This is a genomic window from Sphingopyxis sp. J-6 (genome assembly GCF_046603995.1).
In the GTDB taxonomy this organism is placed as follows: Bacteria; Pseudomonadota; Alphaproteobacteria; order Sphingomonadales; family Sphingomonadaceae; genus Sphingopyxis.
In genome coordinates this window covers 4,068,884-4,090,160 of the sequence record NZ_CP145810.1, presented here as the reverse complement: position 1 = coordinate 4,090,160, position 21,277 = coordinate 4,068,884, and the positions used below count along the sequence as shown (strand labels likewise).

Genomic DNA, 21,277 nt, shown 5'->3' with positions numbered 1-21,277 from the left:
TCCTGATCAGGCAAAGCGGCCGCCGCGTGTCGCGGCGCGCTCTTCGTCACGCGCTTCGGCGCGCTCGGGGGCGGTTTCGATGAGATGGGCGGCATCATGGGCACCGCCGCGGCCCTGCCCCTGTTGGGACAGCGACTGACGGCCGGTTTCGCCCGGGGTGCAGGTCACTTCGGCGCCGGCGACGCGGACGCCCTGCTGGCGGAGATCCTCGACGAGGCGGCCCTGCGCGGCGTGGACGACGGTCGCGGTCGCTTCGTGCTGGGTGTCGAGCTTCAGCGACACGCCACCCTCCTCCTGGCGCATCGCGATGTCGAGGCGGCCGAGGTGGCGCGGCATCAGACGAAAGCTGATGTCGCCGCTTTGCGACTTGGTCGCCGCGATGTCGCGGGCGAGCTGTTCGATCCACGCGTCGTCGCTGGTCAGGTCGAGCACGCGCTCGGCGACCGGCGCGGCTGTGACGGCCTCTGCGATCGCGCCGGCGGCCGGTGCGGCGGGCTGGGTGAAGGCGACGGTCATCGACGGACCCGCATCGACGATCTTTGCCTTGGGAAGCGAGGCATCGACCGGAATCGCTGCAGGCTGCGCCGCTTCGCGCGGCTTGGCAGCGGCGGGAAGCGCGGGGGCGTCGCCCTTGTCGGCGGCAATCGCGGCGTTCGCCGCTTTTTCCGGCTTGGCGGCCGGCGCCGTGCTGGTGGGAACGGGCGGCATCCACACGGCAGCGGGTGCCGCGGCGTCGCCGGTCTCGACAGCTTCGGTTCCGCTATCGCCATCGCCTTCACCCTCGATCCGGATCGCTGTTGCGGGCTTGGAGGCGACGATCGCGCTGGGCAAGGCGGCGGCGTGCGCCGCGACCTGATCCGTCACCGGGGCCGCGATGCGGCCGGTCGCGGCGAGCAGCAGCGTTACGGCCTTCGCGGCGGCATCATCGGTTGCTGCGGGGGTTTCGGCCGCCGCCACGGTTTCGGATTTGGCGTCCGGCAATATGGCGACGGCTTTGCCGTCGGCCGGTTGAAACGGCATCGCAGCCGCAGGCGGCAAGATCGTGGCGAGCGGGGCTTCGCCCGCCGCGGCCACCGGCGCCGCAGCGACGAGCTGGTCGAACGCCGGCATTTCGCCGCCGACCGATCCAAGCGGACCGAGCGCGGCGAACGCGGGCGGCATCCCGGCGGACGCCGGACTTTGCGTTAGCGCGCCCATCATGAAATCCCGCCTTCGATCAGGCGCAGGCTCATCGTGCGGCGGCGATGCGGACGGTTCGCATCGTTGCGGCGTTCGGCTTCCTGTTCGGCCGACTTGCGGCTGCGCTCGTAAAGGCGCACCGCCGATTCCTCCTTGATCAACGCGCTCTGCACGAGCGCGCCCATCTGGTCGCGGCGGGCGCTGGCGCCCGCGAGCGGCGCGGCGAGGTTTTCCTTCGCCATGTCGAGCCGCATCGCGAGTTCGCCCATCGTGTTCAGCGCGCGGCCGGCCACGGCGCCCTTCGCCATCGCAAGGTCGGTGCGCAGCGTTTCGAGCCGCTTCGCCAGTTCGACGAGGCTCGCGAGTTCGCCGTTGGCGCGGGCAAGGTTCGCCTCCGCCATCTGATGTTCGACGGTGCGCACGCGAATGATCCGTTTGCGGCGTGCGATGCGAGCATTCATGCAGAAAATCCTTCGATAAGCGTCTGGCGCGAGGTAGGAAAGTCGACCTGCGCGGCGGCAGGCTGGGAAACGAAAGCAAGCTGGTCGGCGCGCGCGGCAATGGCTTCGTCGAGCACCGGATCGTTGCCGGCGACGTAAGCGCCCATCAGCATCAGGTCGCGATTCTCTTCATAGGCCGACCACAGCTTGCGAAAGCGCGCGGCGGCGGCGGCGTGCACCGGATCGACCGAATCGGCCATGGTGCGCGACAGCGAGCGCGCGACGTCGATCGCGGGATAGACGCCCTGTTCGGCGAGTTGGCGCGACAGGATGATATGCCCGTCGACGATCGCGCGGGCGCTGTCGACGACCGGGTCTTCGATATCGCCGCCGTCGGCGAGCACGGTGTAAAGCGCGGTGACCGATCCGCCGGTCGCCTTGTCGATGCCGGCGCGTTCGCACAGCGAGGGAATGAGTGCGAAGACCGAGGGCGGATAGCCCTTCATCGTCGGCGGTTCACCCAGCGTCAGCCCGATCTCGCGCTGCGCATGCGCGACGCGGGTCAGGCTGTCGATCAGCAGCAGCACCTTCTTGCCCTCGTCGCGAAAGGCTTCGGCGATCGCGGTCGCTCGCATCGCGGCGCGGAGGCGGAGCAGCGGCGGGTGGTCGGCGGGGACCGCGACGACCACCGATTTCTTGCGGACTTCGGGCGGCAGCTTGGTTTCGACGAAGTCGCTGACCTCGCGGCTGCGTTCGCCGATCAGCCCGACGACGATGACGTCGCATTCGGTACCGGCGATCATCTGGCCCATCAGCACCGACTTGCCGACGCCCGAGCCCGCGATGATCGCGACGCGCTGGCCTTCGCCGACGGTGAGCAGGCCGTTGATCGCGCGCACCCCCATGCCCAGCGGCTTGGTGACGCGGCCGCGGCGCAGCGGATTGACCTTGCGGCCGGCGAGCGGCCACTGGAATTGCGATTTGATCGGCGGGCGGCCGTCGAGCGGGTTGCCCTGCGCGTCCATAATGCGGCCGAGCAGCGCCTTGCCGACGGGAACCATCGACGACGCGCCATGCGGTTCGACCGGCGCGCCGGTGACCAGCGGCTTATTCATGTCGAACGGCAGGACAAGGCTGCGGTGACCGCGAAAGCCAACGACCTCGCCATAGACATAGTCGTTATCGGCCGACTTGATGCGGACGTTGCTGCCGAGCGGCTGCGGGAAGCCCGAGACTTCGAGCATGATGCCCTCGTGCGCGACGAGCGTGCCGATGCGGCGCGGGCTCGCCTTGGCGAGATCGACTGGCGCGAGCAATTGCTGCGCGGTGATGGCGAGGCGGCGCGTCATGCGGCTTCCCCCGCGCGGCCGAGTGCGGCGGTGAGTTCGTTCAAATAGACGGCGCGGCCATGTTCGATCCAGCCGGCCGAGCTTTCGACGCGGACGGTGCCGCGGACCATTGCGGCGTCGGCCTCGACCGGCAGGCGCAGGTCGGCGTCGACGAGCAGCGCGGCGTCGAGCGGGTGAACCCACAGGGTGCGAGCCTTGTCGGCTTCGGCGACGAGCGTGGCGGCCGTCTCGGCCTGTTCCTTCAGCCAGGCGGCGTCGATCGGCGCTTCGGCGACGATCTGGCGGACGAGGCGTTCGACCGTCTCGGCGATGAGCTGCGCCAGTTCTTCGCTGGGTTCGTCCTGCAGCGCCTCGGCGCCGGCGATCAGTGCGAGAAGCTGGTGGCGTTCGGCGGTGTAGGCGCTTTCGGCAAGGCGCTGGCCTTCGGCGAGGCCGCGCGCGAACGGGTCGTCGGCGAGTTCGGCGTCGGCGGGTGCGTCGGCGATCGCGGCATCGGCATCGCGTACCGCCGGCGCGAAGGACAGCGGGCGAAAGCCGCTGCCCTGAGCCATGGCGGCGGCAAGAGCGATGGGCGCAAAGCCGGTTTCGGTGGTGCGATCAGACATAATCGTCGCCCGCGCCCGCGATCATGATCTCGCCCGACGCGGCCATCTGGCGCACGACGAGCATGACCGCCTTCTGCGCTTCGTCGACGTCGGTGCGCTTGACCATCGTCATTTCGGCCATTTCGTCGCGGATCGTTTCCGAGGCGCGCTTCGACATCGTCGCGAGGCAGAGGTCGACCATTTCCTCGTCGGTGCCCTTGAGCGCGATCGCGAGTTCGGCGGCGTCGACCGAGCGCAGCACGGTGCCGAGGCTCTTCTTGTCGAGGTCGCGGAGGTTCTCGAAGATGAACATTTCTTCCTCGATCGCCTGCGCGAGCAGCTTGTCGGTCTTCTTGAGCGCGCGGATCGTGCGTTCCGAAAGCTGCTTCGGCATCTTCTTCATGATCTTCGCGACATCGCTCGGCCCGCCGATCGCCTGCTTGGCGACCCGCTGGCCGTCGACATTGGCCGAGGCGAGAACCGATTCGAGATCCTCGATCGCCGCGGCGGGAACCGAGGTGAGCTGCGCGGCGCGGAGCACGAGGTCGGCCTGCAGCAGTTCGTCGAGCGTTTCGATCGCGCGCGCGGCGACATCGGGGACGAGCACCGACAGGATCAGCGCGCCGACCTGCGGATGTTCGCTGGCGAGCAGGCCGCTGATCGCGTCGACATCCATCCAGCGCAGCATCTCGAGCGACGCGGCGCTCCGCTGCGGCGCGACGGCGGCGAGGATATTGTCGGCGCGGACATTGCCGACCGCCTGGTTGATCACGGTGCGGATGCGCGTGTCGGCGCCGATCGCCAGCGCGCTGACGTCGCGGCTGCGCACAACGAAGCGGTCGAGTGCCTGTTCGATCTGCGCTTCGCTGGCGTTCGCGGTGTCGAACATCGCCTTGGCGAGCCCGCGCACTTCCTCGGGGCCGAGATGCTTGAGGATCGTCGCGGCTTCGCTCTCGTCGAGCAGCATCAACAGGATCGCGGCAGCCGACGATCCGTCGATCGCGGCCTTGGGTGCCGGGGCGTCGAGCGTCATATTGTCGGCATCAGCCACGGGCGCCCTCCTGCATCAACTGGCGGACGACAAGCGCGGCGCGCGCCGAATCCTGACGGACGAAAGCGCGGACGAGGTTGGCCCGCGCTTCATAGCTCGGCGCCTGTTCGATCATCTCGAGCGTGATTTCGCGGCGGTTGGAACCGCCGCCGGGCAGCGCGGGCTGGCCGTCGGTTGCGGCGAGCAGCGAGGCTTCGAGCGAGGCGCTCTGTTCGGCGCGCGCCGCGGCGCGTTCCTTCGCGGCGCGGATCAGCGGGCGACCGATGAAGAAGAAGGCGAGCAGCGCAGCGACGATCGCGCCGATCTGCTTGACCAGCGGCAGGAACCAGCCCTGATCGTAAAAGGCCGGGCTTTCGTCCTCGACCTTCGCGAACGGGCGCTGGCTGATTGCGACCTGATCGCCGCGGGTGGCGTCGAACCCGACGGCGCCTTTCACCAGCGCGTCGATCTTCGCCATGTCGGCCTGCGTCAGCGCCTTCTTGCCCTGATTGAGCGCGACCGCGACCGACACGCGGCGAAGCTGGCCCTGCGGCTGGTGGGTTACCGAAATCTCGCGGCCGACCTCGTAGGCGCGGGCGGCATTTTCGTTGCTCTGCGTTTCGGGCGCACCGGCGGCGGCGGGGGCGGCAACGGGCGCTTCGCCGGTTACGGTCGTCGCCTGCGGCGGCTGGTTCGACAGCGCGCCGGGGATGCCGACCGCGGGAGCGGGGCCCTGGCCGCTGACCTGGCGGGTGATCTGTTCGCTGCGCAGCGCGCGGTCGTCCTTGGGAAAGCTTTCGCGCGTCGCCTGACTTTCCGACATGTCGACATCGGCATGCACTTCGACGGTATAATTGCCGTTGCCGAGCATCGGGCCGAGCAGGCTGTCGAGCGCGCGGCGGAAACGATCCTCGATCTGCGTCTGGAGCTGGAAGGCCTTCATGTCGCCCGAGGTCGCGCTGTCGGACAGCAGCGCGCCGCGCTGGTCGATCACCGATACCTGATCGGCGTTCATGCCGGGCACCGACGAGGCGACGAGGAAACGGATCGCCTGCACCTGTCCGTCGGACAGCGAGCGGCCGTTCTGCAGCGTCAGCATGACCGATGCGGTTGCGGGCTTGTCTTCGCGCACGAACAGGCTGGGTTCGGCGGCGGCGATGTGGATGCGGGCGCTCCGGACCGCGTCGATCGCCTCGATCGTGCGGGCAAGATCGGCCTCGCGCGCGGCGCGGAGCGTCTCGCCCTCGATCGCGCGGCTCGCGCCCATCGGCAGCGACGCGATCAGATTGTCGCCGTCGGGCGCCGCCTTGGGCAGCCCCTGTCCGGCGAGAGCGATGCGCGCGGCATGCATCTTGTCGGCGTCGACGGTCAGCGCGCCGGTCACCGGGTCGATGCTGTGCGCGATGCCCGCGGTCTGCAGCGCGTCGGCGACCGCCGATTTGTCGGCGTCGGCGAGCCCGGCGAAGAGCTGCGCCTGCGGCGCCGACTGCATGGTGAAATAGGCGAGGGCGGCAAGCCCGATCGCGGTTGTCGTGGCGATCGCGGGCAGCGCACGCTGGACGGCGGGCTGGCGGACGAATTGCTGGATCGGTGCGAAGCGGCCGCCGAATGCGGGAACGGGCAGGCGGTTCGTCTGCGCGCTGTCGATCGGGGTGAGGGTCTGTGCGTCGGCCATGGGTTACACCGGCATGTTCATGATGTCGCGATAGGCGGAGAGCAGCTTGTTGCGGACCTGCAACGTCGTTTCGAAGCCGAGCGAGGCCTTCTGCCGCTCGATCATCACGCTGACGATGTCGTGGGTGTCGCCGCGCTCATAGGCTTCGCTGAGTTCGCTCGCCTTCGTCTGCTGGGCGTTGACCTGTTGCAGCGCATTGTTGATCGCGGTGCCGAAGTCGGGCGTGCCGCCGACCGCGTCGACGCCGGCGCCTTCGCTGCCGCGCCCCGCGGCGCGTTGCAGCGCCTGGTTCTGATTGAGGATCGAACTGCGCATCTGCAGCAGCCGGCTCTGGTCAATCGTGCTCATTGCATTTCATCCGTCCTGGGCGCGGCGGTGTGCCGCACGCAAAGAGTAATGCAAAGCGCGTGCCAAAAATTTTATTTCAAATAATTCAGTTAGATAGTTGGAATAATCCGCCCACCCGATGCCGTTTCGGCGTTTTTTTGACGGACCGGCTTAATCGCCGCTGCCGCCCGCCGTTACTGCTTTTCGTGACCGCTCGCCGAGCCCTCACACCACGGGAATGGCCATAGGGGCCGGAAAGGAACATTATGACTGTCATCAACACCAATGTGAGCGCGCTTCGCGCCCAGAACAACTCGCGTGTTGCGGGCCGCATGCAGTCCGAAGCCATGGAGCGCCTGTCGAGCGGCAAGCGTATCAACAGCGCCAAGGACGACGCAGCCGGTCTCGCCATCGCGACCCGCATGGACGCCAGCGTCCGCGGCCTCAACCAGGCCGTCCGCAACGCCAACGACGGCATTTCGCTGTCGCAGACCGCCGAAGGCGCGATGGGCGGCATTTCGAACATGCTCGTCCGTATGCGTGAACTGGCCGTTCAGGCCTCGACGGGCACGCTGGGCGACGACGACCGCGAAGCGATCCAGACCGAAGTCACCGCGCTGATCGCGCAGATCGACGACGTTGCGACGCGCACGACCTTCAACGGCACCGCGCTGCTCGACGGCACCGCCGACCTCGACATCCAGACCGGCCTCAACGACGGCGAAGTCGTGAACATCGCCATCGCCGACATGCAGGCCGCTGGTCTTGGCGTCGACGGCCTCGACTTCTCGACCGCTGCCGGCGCTTCGGGTGCCCTGGCGACGCTCGACACGGCGATCCAGACGGTTGCCACCGAACGCGCCAACCTCGGTGCGCAGCAGAACCGTCTCGAAGCCACTGTCGACAATTTGACGTCGACTGTCGTGAATCTGGCGGACTCGAAGTCGCGCATCGAAGACACCGACTTCTCGGCGGAATCGACGAAGCTCGCCGCGGCCGGCATTCTGGCCCAGGCGTCGACGGCGATGCTCGCCCAGGCGAACCAGAGCCAGCAGGGCGTGATGAACCTGCTCCGCTAAGCGGAACGGCTTATAAAATTCAGGCTATGTTGGTTGGTCCCTTGATAGCCTGATCGGATGCCCCGGCCCCCACAGCCGGGGCATCTTCTTTTGTGGCGTAGGACTTCCGCGCGGGACGGCCGGTTTCGGCCGGTTGTCTCCCCTCCCTTTCAGGGAGGGGAATAGTTTAATCCCACCCCAAAGCCGTTATTGAACGCTCCTCGCGCTTTAGTGAAAATCCCGAGACTTCGGCAGGATGCGGACGTTGCGCGGATGGCCGTGGCGCTGGGCATGGCCGCGCGGGACCTGCGGGTGCCTGACCTCGTCGGCCCGGCAGACCTCGGGATCGAAGCGCCGGTCGCTGCCCAGCGCATCGAGCATCGCCGTGCGGTCGACGATGCGGTTCGCCATCAGGTGGATCACCCCCTCCTTGCTGCGCTGCACCTCGCCCTCGGCCATCATAAGCCGCGACGCCATGACGGCGCGGCGATAGCGTTCGAACTGGCGCGCCCAGAGCAGGATGTTGACGATCCCGCCCTCGTCCTCGAGCGTGATGAAGATCGCATTGCCCTTGCCGGGGCGCTGGCGGATCAGCACGACCCCTGCGGTGCGGACGAGCGACCCGTTCTTCGCCGCTGCAACCCCGGCGGCGCTCAGCACGCCTTCGCGTTCGAAATCGCGGCGGAGGAACGCCATCGGATGGCCTTTCAGCGACAGGCGCGTCGTCTGATAATCGGTGAGCACATGTTCGACCATCGGCGCCGGCGGCAGCCCGGCATCCGCTTCGGCCCCCAGTTCATCCGCGTCGGCGGCGTCGAACAGCGGCAGCACCCCCTGCCGCACGCGGCGGGCGTCCCACAGCGCCGGCCGCCGGTCGAGCCCCATTGACCGGCACGCATCGGCATCGGCGAGCAGGCGCAGCGCGCGCGAGGGCAGGTCGGCGCGGCGCGCGAGCTCCTCGACCGAAGCGAAAGGCGCGGCGGTCCGCGCATCGGCGATCTGCGTCGCCCACGCCTCGCGAAACCCGTCGACCTGCCGGAAGCCGAGCCGCAGCGCGAGCGCGCCGTCGGCCCGCCGTTCGAGGCTATTGTCCCAGCCGCTCGCATTGACGTCGGCTTCGCGCACCTCGACCCCATGTTCGCGCGCGTCGCGGACAAGCTGGGCGGGGGCATAAAAACCCATCGGCTGCGAATTGAGGATGCCGCAGGCAAAGACGGCGGGGTGATAATGCTTGATCCATGAGGAGACATAGACGAGCCGCGCAAAGGATTGCGCATGGCTCTCGGGAAAGCCGTAGCTGCCGAACCCCTCGATCTGCTTGAAGCAGCGTTCGGCAAAATCCTTTTCGTACCCGCGGCGAACCATGCCGCCGACCATCTTTTCGCGAAAATTGTCGATAGTGCCGACATTTCGAAACGTCGCCATCGCGCGCCGCAGGCCATTGGCTTCCTCAGGCGTGAAACCCGCGGCGGTGATCGCCAGATTCATCGCCTGCTCCTGAAACAGGGGAACGCCGTAAGTGTCACCCAGAACGCCATATAGTTCGTCCTGCGGATATTGGGGGGCAGGCGAAGGGTATTCGACCGCTTCCTCTTTGTTTCGACGGCGCAAATAGGGATGGACCATGTCGCCCTCGATTGGCCCCGGTCGGACGATCGCTACCTGCACGACCAGATCATAGAGTTTTCTGGGACGCAGGCGCGGCAGCATGTTGATCTGCGCCCGGCTCTCGACCTGAAAGACGCCGATGCTGTCGCCTCTGCACAACATATCGTAAACGGCGGGGTCGTTAGAATCGATGTCGAGTTCCAGCGTGTGATTGCCCAGACCATATTCACGCATCAGGTCGTAGCATTTACGGATGCAGGTGAGCATGCCGAGCGCGAGCACATCGACCTTCATCAGCCCGAGCGCGTCGATGTCGTCCTTGTCCCATTCGATGAAGGTACGGTCTTCCATCGCGGCATTGTGGATCGGTACCATCTCGTCCAGCCGTCCCTGAGTCAGCACGAAACCGCCGACATGCTGCGACAGGTGCCGCGGTGCCTTCAACAATTCGCTGACGAAACGGTGCAGCCGCTCGATCTCGCCATTGTGCGGGTTGAGCCCGGCTTCGATGAGCCGTTCGACTGGCACCTCGTCACCCCAGCTGCCCCAGCTTGTATCGGCGAGCCGCGCGGTGACATCCTCGCTGAAACCCAGCGCTTTGCCGACCTCGCGGATCGTGCTGCGTGGGCGATAGTGGATGACGGTCGCGGCGATCGCCGCGCGGTCGCGCGTATAGCGATCATAGATATATTGGATGACTTCTTCGCGCCGCTCATGCTCGAAATCGACATCGATGTCGGGAGGCTCATCGCGTTCGGCCGAAACGAAGCGTGAGAAGAGCAATTTATGCTCCATCGGATCGACCGACGTCACGCCGAGCAGGAAGCAAACGATCGAGTTGGCGGCCGATCCGCGCCCCTGACACAAGATCGGCGGTTCGCGCGTGCGGGCATAGCGGACGAGGTCATAGACGGTCAGGAAATAATAGACGTAGCGCCGCTTCTTGATCAGCCGGAGTTCGTCGGCGATCAGCTTGCGCACCTTGGGCGGAAGCGGCGTCCGATAGCGTTCCTCCGCTGCCGTCTTCACCAGATGATGGAGATAGTTGAAGGGCTTCCAGCCCGGCGGAACCGGCTCGTGCGGATATTCGTAGCGCAGGTCGTCGAGACGAAAGCCGATGCGGGCGAGCAGCTTTGCGCTTGCTTCAATCGCCTTCGGATAACCGTCGAACAATCGCTTCATCTCGGCGGGCGCCTTCAAATAATGCTCGCCGTTGGCGAGAAGCAGCTTGCCGGCCTTTGCGACTGTCGTGCCCTCGCGGATGCAGGTGATAATGTCGTGAAGCGGGCGTTGGGATCTGGTCGCATAGAGTGCGTCGTTGGTCGCGAGCAGTGGGACGCCGGTCGTCGCCGACAGGCGCTGGAGTCCAGCCAGCCGGCGGTCGTCGCCGCCTGATTGCGGCATCGTAGCCGCCAGCCATACCGACTTGGGGCGCTTGCTTTTGAGGGTACGGAGCAATGCTTCGTCGCCCTCCATCGCGATGAGGAGCAGATCGTCGCAGTGATCGAGCAGATCAGCCAGTTCGAGAATGCAGTCGCCCTTCTCCGCGCGCAGATTGCCGGTCGAGAGCAGGCGGGTCAGCCGGCCCCAGCCGTGGCGACTGACCGGGTAGGCGACGATGTCGGGGGTGCCGTCGGCGAAGACGAGCCGCGCGCCGACGACAAGCCGGAAATCCTCCACTAGCTCGGGCTGTCTGACCTGCAGATCTTTCAGGAACGCCCACGCCCGCACCACCCCAGCCACACTGTTGCGGTCGGCGATGCCGATGCCGGTCATGCCGAGCGCGAGCGCCTCGGCGACCATCTCGGCGGGGTGCGAGGCGCCGCGCAGGAAGCTGTAGTTGGTCGCGGCGACCAGTTCGGCGAAGCGGGTTTCGGGGATGGTCTCGGGCGCATCGCTCATGCGAAGACCCCGTGGATATACCAGCGCGGGTCGGGCTTTTCGTCGTAAAGCCCGTGGCGGAACAGCCAGAAACGGCGGCCCTGCGCGTCCTCGACGCGGTAATAATCGCGCGTCAGCCCGCCATTGTCGCGCCGCCGCCACCATTCGGCGGCGATGCGTTCGGGGCCTTCGTAGCGGCGCACGGCATGAAAGGCGCGGCGCCAGCGAAAGCGCTGCGGCGGACCGTCGGGGACCTCGGCGATCACCTCGATCGGCTGCGGCGGGTCGAAGAGGTGGAAGGGGCGCGTCGGCGGTTCGCCGGCATCGGGTGCCTGCCAGGGCAGCGGCGCGGGCGCGTCGATCGCCGGCAGTTCGAGCTGCGCCTGTTCGGGGATATGCGTGTCGGCCGGACGAAGACGCCGCACCCGGCCGCGCCCGAGCCGCGTCGCCAGCCGGTCGGCAAGCTCGTCGATGGCGGCGACTTTCACTGCGCCGCCCTCGAGCTTGAGCTGGCTCGCGCCGAGCGCCTCGAGCCGCGGTACCGCGAGGCGGATCATGTCGAAGCCGAAGCCGGGGTCGAGCGGGTCGGCGAGGCCGTCCATCCGTTCGGCGAACAGGCGCATGACGAGCCCGGGGTCGCGCGTCGGATGGCCGGTCTCGATCGCGATCGCCCGCGCGAGGCCGTCGCTGCGAAAGAAGGTGGCGCGGAAATGACGCCCGCCCTTGCCGCGCTCCCCAAGTTCTTCGATCGCTTCGGCGGCGAGTTCGGTCAGCACCTTGGCGGCGTGCGCGGTGCTCCCCAGCGGCTCGGCGAAGCGGCGCTCGGCGGCGACCGGCGGCGGGGCGATGCGCGGGTCGAGCGGGCTCGGCGCATCGCCCAATATCCGGCGCAGCGCCATTGCGGCCTCGGCGCCGAAGCGCGCGGCAAGGTTCGCCATCGGGCGGCTCGCAAGGTCGCCGATCGTCTTGAGCCCCGCGCGGACGAGCGCGGTCGTCGCCTCGCCGTCGAGTTCGAGCGCGGCGACGGGCAGGCGGCGGATCGCCTGTGCCTCGTCGGGAGCGGGGCGCGCTTGATAACGCGCGAGTGCGCGCGCGGCGTCGGCGGTGGGGCCGAGCGCGTGGCGCGTCGTCATGCCGAGCCGCGCGAGGCGGTTTTCGACATCGGCGATCACCCCCGCTTCGCCGTCATGGAGATGGGCGGCACCCGCGATGTCGAGGATCAGCCCGTCGGGGGCGTCGAGCGCGACGAGCGGCGTATAGCGCGCGCATCCCTGTGCGAGCCGGTCGAGCCATGCATGGTCCAGCACCGGATCGTGCGCGACGACCGCGAGTTCGCCGACCTGCGCACGCGCGTCAGCGAGTGGCATGCCGGGGCGCAGCCCGGCCGCGAGCGCCGCCGGATCGACGCTCGCGAGACGCATCGCACCGCGCTGTTTCTCGGCGAAGACGAGCGGGGCGTCAGGCGGTCGCGGCGCCGTGCGAAGCCATCGCTCGGCGGGCAGGAAGGGGAAGAAGAGCGCCAGATAGCGCCGCGTCGTTCCCGGAGCCCTGTCCAAAACATTGTTCGTCATGATTCCAGTCCAGTCGCCAGCGCGCGCCCGCGGGGCCGGCGCGCCAGCGCAGCAGTTCGAGGTCGAAAGCGGGCGCGCCGGGGGCATTGGCGGCGAGGGCGTGCGACGCGGCGGCGGCGACGCTCCAGCGCGTTTCGGCGACGCTCGGTACCGGCACGGCGTTAAGGCGGAGCAGCAGCAGCGTCGTGCCCGCGTCGCGCGCCCCGAGCGCAAGGCGGCGCCCGGCGGTCAGGTCGAGCAAGGGGAATTTGCCCCAGCTTTCGACGATCACCGCCGCCGCGCCGGGGCAGCGGATCGCATCGTTGGCGCAGGCGAGCAGCATTTTGGGATCGGCCGCCTCGACCAGCAGCAGCCGGTCGGGGTCGCCGCCGAGTTCGGCAATCCCGGGGGCATAGATATGCCCGCTGCGCTTGCCGGCGTCGCTCGTGCGCAGCCAGATCAGCGGCGCCTTGCCCGGGGTGCGCAGCGCGACGAGCGCCGCGAAAGCGGCTGCGCTCGTCGCGTCGAGCGCGTCGGCGGCAAAAAATTCATGGACCCGTCCGATCGCCAGCCCGCCGCCTAGCGCGCCGTCGAAGCGCGCATCGCCGCTAGCCAGCCAGCCTTCGGCCGGACGGTTTTCATGGCCGCTGGCGGCCAGCCGGGCGACGCGTCGGCGCAGCCCGGCGAGTTGGGAAGACGACTCGCGCATGTTTGTTCCTGATATGTTCTATTAGCGCGCGAGCGGGGGCGATTGTCAAGATGAGTCGGTATCGACCTTCATCGTCATGCCGGACCCTTCGACACGCTCAGGACAGGCTTGATCCGGCATCCATTCCACGAAGCATGGACCCCGGATCAAGTCCGGGGTGACGAAGAGGATCGTCAGGGCGTGCTGCTTCCCGCCCCGCTGTCGCCGCCGAGGGCGCGGAACAGCGCGATTCGCGTGTTGACGAGCAGGAGCTGCGTCGTGATCTCGCTCCGCCGTGCCGTATAGAGGCTGCGCTGCGCGTCGAGGCTGGCGAGGAAGCTGTCGACCCCGCCCTTGTAGCGCGCGTCGGTCAGCCGCGCGGTGTCAGCGGCGGCTTCGGTGTTTGCGGCGGCGGCGCGGACGCGTTCGGATATCGTGCCCTGCACCGCAAGCGCGTCGGCGACGTCGCGGAACGCCGTCTGGATCGCGCCTTCGTAGCCGGCGAGCGCTGCGTCGCGCTGCGCCTCGGTCACCGCGACTCCGGCGCGGCGGCCGCCGGCGTCGAAGATCGTCGCGGCGGCATCGCCGCCCGCCGACCAGCCGAACGACCCACTGTCGAACAGGCTGCCGAGCGCGTCGCTCGCGAAACCGAGCAGGCCAGTGAGCGAGATCGTCGGAAACAGCCGTGCCCGGGCGACGCCGATATCGGCATTGGCGGCGCGGAGGCGATATTCGGCCTCGATCACGTCGGGCCGGCGCAGCAGGACCTGCGAGCTGACCCCGGCGGGCAGCGCCACGATCGCCGGCGTCACTTCGGCGAGCCCGGCGGGCAGCAGCGCGCGGTCGACATCGCCGCCGACAAGCAGGCGGATGAGATTTTCGTCCTGCGCGATCGCGCTCGTCTGCGCCGCGATCGCATCCTCGGCGGTCGCGAGGATCTGTTCTGCCTGGCGCAGGTCGGTGCGCGGCGCGACGCCGCCGTCGAGCCGCGCTTTCGTCAACCGGACATTCTCGCGCGCGTTGGCGGCGGTATCCTGCGCGATCTTCAGCAGGTCGCGGTCGGCGCCATAGGTCGCCCATGCCCCCGCGAGGTCGGCGATTAGCGCGAGTCGGACGGTGCGCGATGCGGCTTCGGTCGCGAGCGCGCTGTTGCGATCCGATTCGGCGGCATTGGCGAGACGGCCGAACAGGTCGAGCTCGAACGCAGTGATGCCGCCGCGCAGCGAGAAATCGCCGCTTCCCCCACCATTTCCTGCGCCCGTGCCGCCCGAATCCGCATAGCCGGCGCCGGCGCTGATCCCGATTTCGGGGAACTGTCCCGCGCGGCTGACGCGCGCTTGCGCGCGCGCCGCGGCGACATTGGCATAGGCGACGCGCAGGTCGCGGTTGTTCGCGAGCGCCTGATCGGCAAGCGCCTGCAACCGCGGGTCGGTGAAGACGCTGCGATAGGAAAGGATCGGCAGCGCCGCCTCGCTCTGCAGCAGATAGGCGTCGCCGACCGGCCAGCTCTGCGGCACCGGCGGCGCGGGCAGCACCGTCTTCGGCGCGAGCGAGCAGCCCGCCAGCGCCAGCGTCCCTGCGAGCAGGAGGGGGCGGAGCGCGATCATGCCGGAACCTCCGTCCCGCCGGCGCCCGTGTCCTTGTCGCCGTCCTTGTCCCCATCCTTGTCCTTGCCGAAGCGGCGGCGCAGCGCGGCGAGGCCGTCGCGGACGCCCCTTCTGACGAGGACGAAGAAGAGCGGGATGAAGAAGATGGCGAGGAAGGCGGCGGTCAGCATGCCGCCGATCACCGCGGTGCCGATCGCGACGCGGCTGTTCGCGCCGGCGCCGGTCGCGATCGCCAGCGGCAGCACGCCGAAGATGAAGGCGAAGCTGGTCATCAGGATCGGCCGCAGGCGGATGCGCGCCGCCTCGATCGCGGCCTCGATCACGCGCTTGCCCTTGCGTTCCTCCTGTTCGGCGAATTCGATCATCAGGATCGCATTTTTCGCCGCGAGCCCCATCGTGGTGAGCAGCCCGATCTGGAGATAGACGTCGTTCTCGAGCCCGCGCAGCGTCACCGCGAACACCGCGCCGATCAGCCCGAGCGGGACGATCAGGATCACCGCGAGCGGGATCGACCAGCTTTCGTAGAGCGCCGCGAGGCAGAGGAAGACGACGAGCAGCGAAATCGCATAAAGGAAGGGCGCCTGTCCCGACGACAGCCGCTCCTGATAGGAGGAGCCCGACCAGGCGACGCTGGTCCCGGGAATCTGCGCCGCCATCGCCTCCATTTCGTCCATCGCCTCGCCCGAGCTGACCCCGGCGGACGGCTGGCCCGAAATCTCGAATGCCGAAACACCCTGGAAGCGCGACGTGGTCGCGGGGGTGGTCGCCCAGCCGATGCGCGAAAAGGCCGAGAAGGGCGACATCTCGCCGTCCGCCGAGCGGACGTACCATTGGCCGAGGTCTTCGGGCTTGGCGCGATAGGGGGCGTCGCCCTGGACATAGACGCGCTTGACGCGGCCCTTGTCGATGAAATCATTGACGTAGCGGCCACCCCAGGCGGTCGCGAGGGTGTTGTTCACGTCGCTGTTGGTCAGCCCATAGGCGGTCAGCCGCTGGGTATCGATATCGACCTTGAGCGTCGCGACGTCGGGAAGGTCGCTGAGGCGCACCGAGGTCAGCTTGGGATTGGCGTTCGCCATCGCAAGCAGCCGGTCGCGCGCGGCAGAGAATTGTTCGCGGCTGAGCCCGCCGCGATTCTGGAACTGCATCGTGAAACCCGACGTGTCGCCGAGTCCGCGGACCGCGCCAGGGACGAGCGCGAAGACCTGTGCGTCGCGCAGCCCGCTCAAGGCCTTGCGCGCTCGCTCGGTGATCGCATCGGCGGTGTTCTCGTCGCCCGGCCGGTCGTCCCAGTCGACAAGATTGACATATCCTTGGCCGGTGTTCTGGCCTGCCGCGGCCCCGCCGCCGCCGCCGGCGATCAGAAACAGCGCGCCGGTGTTCGCCTTTTCGTGGGTCAGGAAATAATCTTCGACCGCGTTACGCACCTCGAGCGTGCGCTCCTGGGTGGCGCCGGCGGGCAGGCGGAACTGAACCTGGACGCGGCCCTGATCCTCGTTTGGCAGGAAGCCGCTCGGCAGGCGCAGGAACAGCACCGCGAGCAGGACGAGGATGACGGCATAGATGCCGAGGAAGAGCCATTTGCGGTCGACCACCGCGCCGACGCTGCCGACATAGCGGTTCACGGTGCGGTCGAAACGGGTGTTGAAGCCGTTCTTCAGCCGTTCGCCAAGCGCGTGCAGGCGCGGAAAGCGGTGTGTCTCCGCCGTCTCGCCATGCGTCTTGGGCTTGAGCAGGCTCGACGTCAGCGCGGGGCTGAGGATCAGCGCGACGAGCACCGACAGCGCCATCGCCGAGACGATGGTGATCGAGAATTGCCGGTAGATGACGCCGGTCGAGCCGCCGAAAAAGGCCATCGGCATGAACACCGCCGACAGCACGAGCGCGATCGCGATCAGCGCGACCTGCAATTCCTGCATCGACTGGATCGTCGCCTCGCGCGCCGACATGCCGGGATTTTCTTCCATCAATCGCTCGACATTCTCGACGACGACGATCGCGTCGTCGACGAGCAGGCCGATGGCAAGCGTCAGCCCGAACAGGGTCATCGTATTGATGCTGAACCCGGCCATATAGAAAATGCCGAAGGTGCCGAGCAGCACCACCGGCACCGCGATCGCCGGGATCAGCACCGCGCGCCAGCTCTGCAGGAAGACGAACATGACAAGGATGACGAGCAGGATCGCTTCGAACAGCGATTTCTGCACCTCGCTGACCGACAGCTTGATGAAGGCGGTCGCATCGTTGGCGTAGCTGTAGGTCACGCCGTCGGGGAAATCGGCGGCGAGTTCCGCCATCCGCGCCTTGACCCGGTCGGCGGTTTCGAGCGCGTCGGACCCCGGCGACAGCGAGATCGACATGCCGGCACCGGGATGGCCGTTGATGCGGCTGATGACGGCATAGCTTTCGGCGCCGACCTCGACCCGCGCGATATCCTTGATGCGCACGCTCGACCCGTCGGGGAGCGTCTTGAGGACGATATTCTCGAACTCCTCGACGGTCTGCATCCGCGATTGCGCGGTGACGGTCGCGTTGAGCATCTGGCCCTGCGGCGCGGGGAGGCCGCCGACGTCGCCGGCGGCGACCTCGCTGTTCTGCGCGGTGATCGCCGAAATGACGTCGCTCGGCATCAGCGACATCGCCGCCAGCCGCTGCGGGTTCAGCCAGATGCGCATCGCGTGCGGCGCGCCGAAGATGTTGACGTCGCCGACCCCCTCGACGCGCGACAGCGGGTCCTGGATGTTCGACGCCATATAGTCGGACACGTCCTGGTTTGACCGGGTGTTCGTCGAATCATAGACCGCGACGAGGAGCAGCGTGTCGGCGTTCGACTTGGTGACGCGGATGCCCTGTTGCTGCACCTGCTGCGGCAGGCGCGAAATCGCGGTCTGGATCTTGTTCTGGACCTGCACCTGCGCGATGTCGGGATCGGTGCCCTTCTCGAAGATCGCGGTGATGCTCGCCTGCCCGCGCGAACTCGATTGCGAGCTGAAATAGAGCAGGCCGTCGATCCCGGTCAGTTGCTGTTCGAGCACCTGCGTGACGCTGTTCTCGATCGTCTCGGCCGACGCGCCCGGATAGTTGGCGCGGATATTGACCTGCGCCGGGGCGATATCGGGATATTGTTCGATCGGCAGCGAAAAGAGCGCGCCCAGCCCGCCGAGCATGACGATGATCGCCAGCACCCAGGCAAAGATCGGCCGGTCGATGAAAAGGCGCGACATGGGCCCTTAATTTCCTTTCGCTGCCGCGCCCTTGGCCGCGGGCGCCCCGACCCGCTGCGGCGTGCTCGCCGGAACCGGCTTGATCGGCGCTCCGGCCTTGAGGTTGCCGATCCCCTGCGTGATGATCTTTTCGCCGGGCTTCAGCCCTTCGGTGACGACCCAGTTGGCGCCGACCGTCCGCTCGGCGGTGACCTTGCGCCGCACCGCCTTGTTGTCCTTGCCAACAAGGTAGACGAACGCCGATCCGTCGAAGTCGCGTTGAACGGCAGCCTGCGGCACCAGCATCGCGGCCGGGTTGACCGACTGGTCGAACAGCGCGGTGACGAACATGCCGGGCAGCAACAGCCCCTTGGGATTGGGGAAGCGCGCGCGCAGCGTCACCGTGCCCGTCGCTTCGCTGACCGCGATCTCCGAAAACTGGACGGTGCCGGCGAACCCGTAATCGCTGCCGTCCTCGAGCTTCAGCCGCACCGTCGTGCTGCCGGGCTGGGTGCCGCCGCTCGCCAGCGCCTGGCGCAGCCGGATGAGTTCGGCGCTCGACTGCTGCATGTCGACATAGATGGGATCGGTCTGCTGGATCGTCGCCAGCGGCTCCGACTGGCTCGCGCTGACCAGCGCGCCGGGGGTGGCGAGGCTGCGCCCGATCCGCCCGCTGATCGGTGCGGAAAGCGTCGTGTAGCGCAGGTTGATCCGCGCGGTTTCGAGCGCCGCGGCATTTTGCGCCACCGTCGCGCGCGCGACGCGCGCCTGCGCCAGCGCGTCGGTATAATCCTGCTCGGCGACCGCCTGCATCTTGGCGAGCGGCTCGAAGCGCTTTGCCTTTTCGTCGGCGGCCTGCGCGCTTGCCCGCGCGCTCGCCAGATTCGCCGCGGCCTGATCCGCCGCCGCCTGATACAGGCTGGCGTCTATCTGGTAGAGCGGCTGCCCGGCGCGCACGAAGCTGCCTTCGGCGAACAGGCGGCGGCGGATCAGGCCGTTCACCTGCGGACGCACCTCGCTGGTCTCGAACGCGACGGTGCGGCCGCCGAGCTGGGTGGTGACCGGAACCGCCTGCACCACGGCCGTGACATAGCCGACCTCGGGGGCGCCGCGCCCGCGTCCGCCCTCGTCGTCCTTGCCGGCGCAAGCGCCCAGCGACAGCATCATGGCACACAAGGCTCCCGCGCGGAGCAGCGGCCTGTTGTCCTGCATAATTATTATCTCGTGTCGGTCCGCCGACGGCGGGGGAGGAATGATGCCTATTCCACCATTTGGAAGGCGCCATGCAAGCGCTTTCAGGGCTTTGCGACAAAGTGCGACAATTTTGCCCGCGCATCGATGCCTCGGCATTGACACCGGTTACCATCGGGTTTAGCAAATAGCGACGACGAAGACGGGATGAGGATCATCATGTTTGCCAAAACCTATCACGCGACCCATCCCGACATGATGGAATGCGTGGACAATGACGCGCTGCGCGATCGCTATCTTGTCCCGGGCATGTTCGCCGACGGCAGGATCAACCTCAACTATTCGCACAATGAGCGATTCGTCATCGGCGGCGCGGTGCCGAAGGGCGGCGCGCTGCGGCTTCCTGACCAGAGCGAGCCGGCTTCGGCGGCGGGGCACCCCTTCCTCGAACGGCGCGAGATGGCGGCGGTCAATATCGGCACCGACGGCACGATCAGCGTCGATGGCCAGCGCTTTGCGATGAAGAACAAGGAATGCCTCTATATCCCGATGGGATCGAAGGAGGTGGTCTTCGAAGGCGACGGCGCGCGCTTCTATCTGGCGTCGCTCCCGGCGCACAAGGTCTACCCGATCCGGCACATCACGCTCGATCAGGCGAACCCGCTCGCGCGCGGCGACCTTGCCAATTCGAACCAGCGGACGATCTATCAGCTCGTGATCCCCGGCGTATGCGAGAGCGCGCAATTGCTGCTCGGGCTCACCGTGCTCGAAGAGGGCAGCGTGTGGAACACGATGCCGCCGCACCTCCACGACCGGCGCAGCGAAATCTATCTCTATTTCGACTTGCCCGAGGAAAGCGACCGCATCTTCCATTATATGGGCGAGCCCGACAGCGTGCGGCACATCGTGATCGCGAACGAGGAAGCGGTGATCAGCCCGCCCTGGTCGATCCACATGGGGTCGGGGACGAAGAAATATGCCTTCATCTGGGCGATGGGCGGCGAGAATCTCGACTATACCGACATGAACGTCCTCGACATCTGCCAGTTGAAGTAAGCCATTCATCGTCACCCCGGACTCGATCCGGGGTCCATGCAGGGTCGCGGCGATGGATGCCGGATCAAGTCCGGCATGACGAAAGGTAAGAGAATGAAGATGTTCGACCTCGCCGGAAAAGTCGCGCTGGTCACCGGCGCCAACACCGGTATCGGGCAGGGCATTTCGCTCGCGCTTGCCGAAGCGGGCGCCGACATCGCCGCCGCGGGCCGTTCTCCTGCCGATGAAACCGTCGGCAAGGTGCGCGCGCTTGGCCGCAAGGCCGACAACTTCGCCGCCGACCTGTCGAGCGTCGGAGCAGTGCAGCCGCTCGTCGATGCGGTGGTCGCCGAATTCGGGCGCATCGACATTCTCGTCAACAATGCCGGGATCATTCGCCGCGCTGACGCCGTCGACTTTACCGAAGCCGACTGGGACGCGGTGATGGACACCAATCTCAAGACGCTTTTCTTCCTCTGCCAGAGCGTTGGCCGCCACATGATCGCGCGTGGCAATGGCAAAATCATCAACATCGCCTCGATGCTGACCTTTCAGGGCGGGGTTCGCGTGCCGAGCTACACCGCGTCGAAATCGGGGGTCGGCGGGCTGACCAAGCTGCTCGCGAACGAATGGGCGGCGAAGGGCGTCAACGTCAACGCGATCGCCCCCGGCTATATCGCGACGAACAACACCGCGGCGTTGCAGGGCGACGAGACGCGCAATCGCCAGATCGTCGAGCGCATCCCCGCCGGTCGCTGGGGCGGCCCCGAGGATATCGGCGGCGCGGCCGTGTTTCTCGCGTCGCCGGCCTCGGACTATGTGCAGGGCCATATCCTCGCCGTCGACGGCGGCTGGCTCGCACGCTAGCATCG

Annotated in this window: 16 protein-coding genes; 3 read left to right on the top strand and 13 right to left on the bottom strand. The window is 67.5% G+C overall.

The genetic code is table 11. The features are described from left to right. Positions 1 to 6 precede the first annotated feature (6 nt). Genes V6U71_RS19385 through fliE form a run of 7 tightly spaced genes read right to left on the bottom strand, consistent with a single transcriptional unit; the run spans position 7 to position 6,605 of the window. A complete protein-coding gene (locus V6U71_RS19385) occupies positions 7 to 1,200 on the bottom strand; it encodes a flagellar hook-length control protein FliK (RefSeq protein ID WP_411339966.1) in 1,194 nt (397 codons plus the stop codon). Next, positions 1,197 to 1,640: a hypothetical protein gene (locus tag V6U71_RS19380; RefSeq protein WP_411339965.1), complete on the bottom strand. Its 444-nt coding sequence runs from the start codon at positions 1,638 to 1,640 to the stop codon at positions 1,197 to 1,199. The genes V6U71_RS19385 and V6U71_RS19380 overlap by 4 nt, the downstream gene beginning before the upstream one ends. Next, entirely contained in the window at positions 1,637 to 2,968 is a 1,332-nt protein-coding gene (locus V6U71_RS19375; RefSeq protein WP_054731996.1) for a FliI/YscN family ATPase, read from the bottom strand. Before V6U71_RS19375 ends, V6U71_RS19380 begins: the two co-directional genes overlap by 4 nt. Beyond that, complete coding sequence (locus V6U71_RS19370) at positions 2,965 to 3,573, bottom strand: FliH/SctL family protein (protein WP_411339964.1); 609 nt, start codon at positions 3,571 to 3,573, stop codon at positions 2,965 to 2,967. Before V6U71_RS19370 ends, V6U71_RS19375 begins: the two co-directional genes overlap by 4 nt. After that, complete coding sequence (gene fliG / locus V6U71_RS19365) at positions 3,566 to 4,603, bottom strand: flagellar motor switch protein FliG (RefSeq protein WP_411339963.1); 1,038 nt, start codon at positions 4,601 to 4,603, stop codon at positions 3,566 to 3,568. Before fliG ends, V6U71_RS19370 begins: the two co-directional genes overlap by 8 nt. After that, on the bottom strand, positions 4,596 to 6,257 hold the full coding sequence (gene fliF / locus V6U71_RS19360) for a flagellar basal-body MS-ring/collar protein FliF (RefSeq protein ID WP_411339962.1): 1,662 nt from the start codon (positions 6,255 to 6,257) through the stop codon (positions 4,596 to 4,598). The genes fliG and fliF overlap by 8 nt, the downstream gene beginning before the upstream one ends. A gap of 3 nt (positions 6,258 to 6,260) precedes the next feature. Then, positions 6,261 to 6,605: a flagellar hook-basal body complex protein FliE gene (gene fliE, locus V6U71_RS19355; RefSeq protein ID WP_411339961.1), complete on the bottom strand. Its 345-nt coding sequence runs from the start codon at positions 6,603 to 6,605 to the stop codon at positions 6,261 to 6,263. Positions 6,606 to 6,850: 245 nt separating this feature from the next. On the opposite strand from fliE, the gene V6U71_RS19350 reads away from it, so the two are divergent. Continuing rightward, positions 6,851 to 7,663, top strand: a complete 813-nt coding sequence (locus V6U71_RS19350; RefSeq protein ID WP_054589495.1) for a flagellin — start codon at positions 6,851 to 6,853, stop codon at positions 7,661 to 7,663. A gap of 207 nt (positions 7,664 to 7,870) precedes the next feature. Here V6U71_RS19350 and V6U71_RS19345 read toward each other — a convergent pair whose 3' ends face one another. The 6 genes from V6U71_RS19345 to V6U71_RS19320 all read right to left on the bottom strand — a co-directional run bounded on the left by V6U71_RS19345 (position 7,871) and on the right by V6U71_RS19320 (position 19,346). Beyond that, a complete protein-coding gene (locus V6U71_RS19345) occupies positions 7,871 to 11,152 on the bottom strand; it encodes an error-prone DNA polymerase (RefSeq protein WP_411339960.1) in 3,282 nt (1,093 codons plus the stop codon). After that, positions 11,149 to 12,702 carry a Y-family DNA polymerase gene (locus tag V6U71_RS19340; RefSeq protein ID WP_411339959.1) on the bottom strand — a complete coding sequence of 518 codons (1,554 nt, stop codon included), beginning with the start codon at positions 12,700 to 12,702 and terminating at the stop codon, positions 11,149 to 11,151. The genes V6U71_RS19345 and V6U71_RS19340 overlap by 4 nt, the downstream gene beginning before the upstream one ends. Continuing rightward, complete coding sequence (locus tag V6U71_RS19335) at positions 12,590 to 13,390, bottom strand: ImuA family protein (protein ID WP_411339958.1); 801 nt, start codon at positions 13,388 to 13,390, stop codon at positions 12,590 to 12,592. Before V6U71_RS19335 ends, V6U71_RS19340 begins: the two co-directional genes overlap by 113 nt. Before the next feature lie 173 nt (positions 13,391 to 13,563). After that, a complete protein-coding gene (locus V6U71_RS19330; protein WP_411339957.1) occupies positions 13,564 to 14,976 on the bottom strand; it encodes an efflux transporter outer membrane subunit in 1,413 nt (470 codons plus the stop codon). Beyond that, positions 14,973 to 18,200 carry an efflux RND transporter permease subunit gene (locus V6U71_RS19325; protein ID WP_411339956.1) on the bottom strand — a complete coding sequence of 1,076 codons (3,228 nt, stop codon included), beginning with the start codon at positions 18,198 to 18,200 and terminating at the stop codon, positions 14,973 to 14,975. Before V6U71_RS19325 ends, V6U71_RS19330 begins: the two co-directional genes overlap by 4 nt. A 6-nt stretch (positions 18,201 to 18,206) precedes the next feature. Further along, a complete protein-coding gene (locus V6U71_RS19320; RefSeq protein WP_411339955.1) occupies positions 18,207 to 19,346 on the bottom strand; it encodes an efflux RND transporter periplasmic adaptor subunit in 1,140 nt (379 codons plus the stop codon). Between the two features lie 243 nt (positions 19,347 to 19,589). Here V6U71_RS19320 and kduI point away from each other — a divergent pair, with 243 nt between their 5' ends. Continuing rightward, positions 19,590 to 20,426 (top strand): 5-dehydro-4-deoxy-D-glucuronate isomerase, encoded by an 837-nt coding sequence (gene kduI, locus V6U71_RS19315; RefSeq protein WP_411339954.1) that lies wholly within the window; start codon positions 19,590 to 19,592, stop codon positions 20,424 to 20,426. Between the two features lie 93 nt (positions 20,427 to 20,519). Beyond that, entirely contained in the window at positions 20,520 to 21,272 is a 753-nt protein-coding gene (gene kduD / locus V6U71_RS19310) for a 2-dehydro-3-deoxy-D-gluconate 5-dehydrogenase KduD (protein ID WP_411339953.1), read from the top strand. Positions 21,273 to 21,277: the final 5 nt, after the last annotated feature.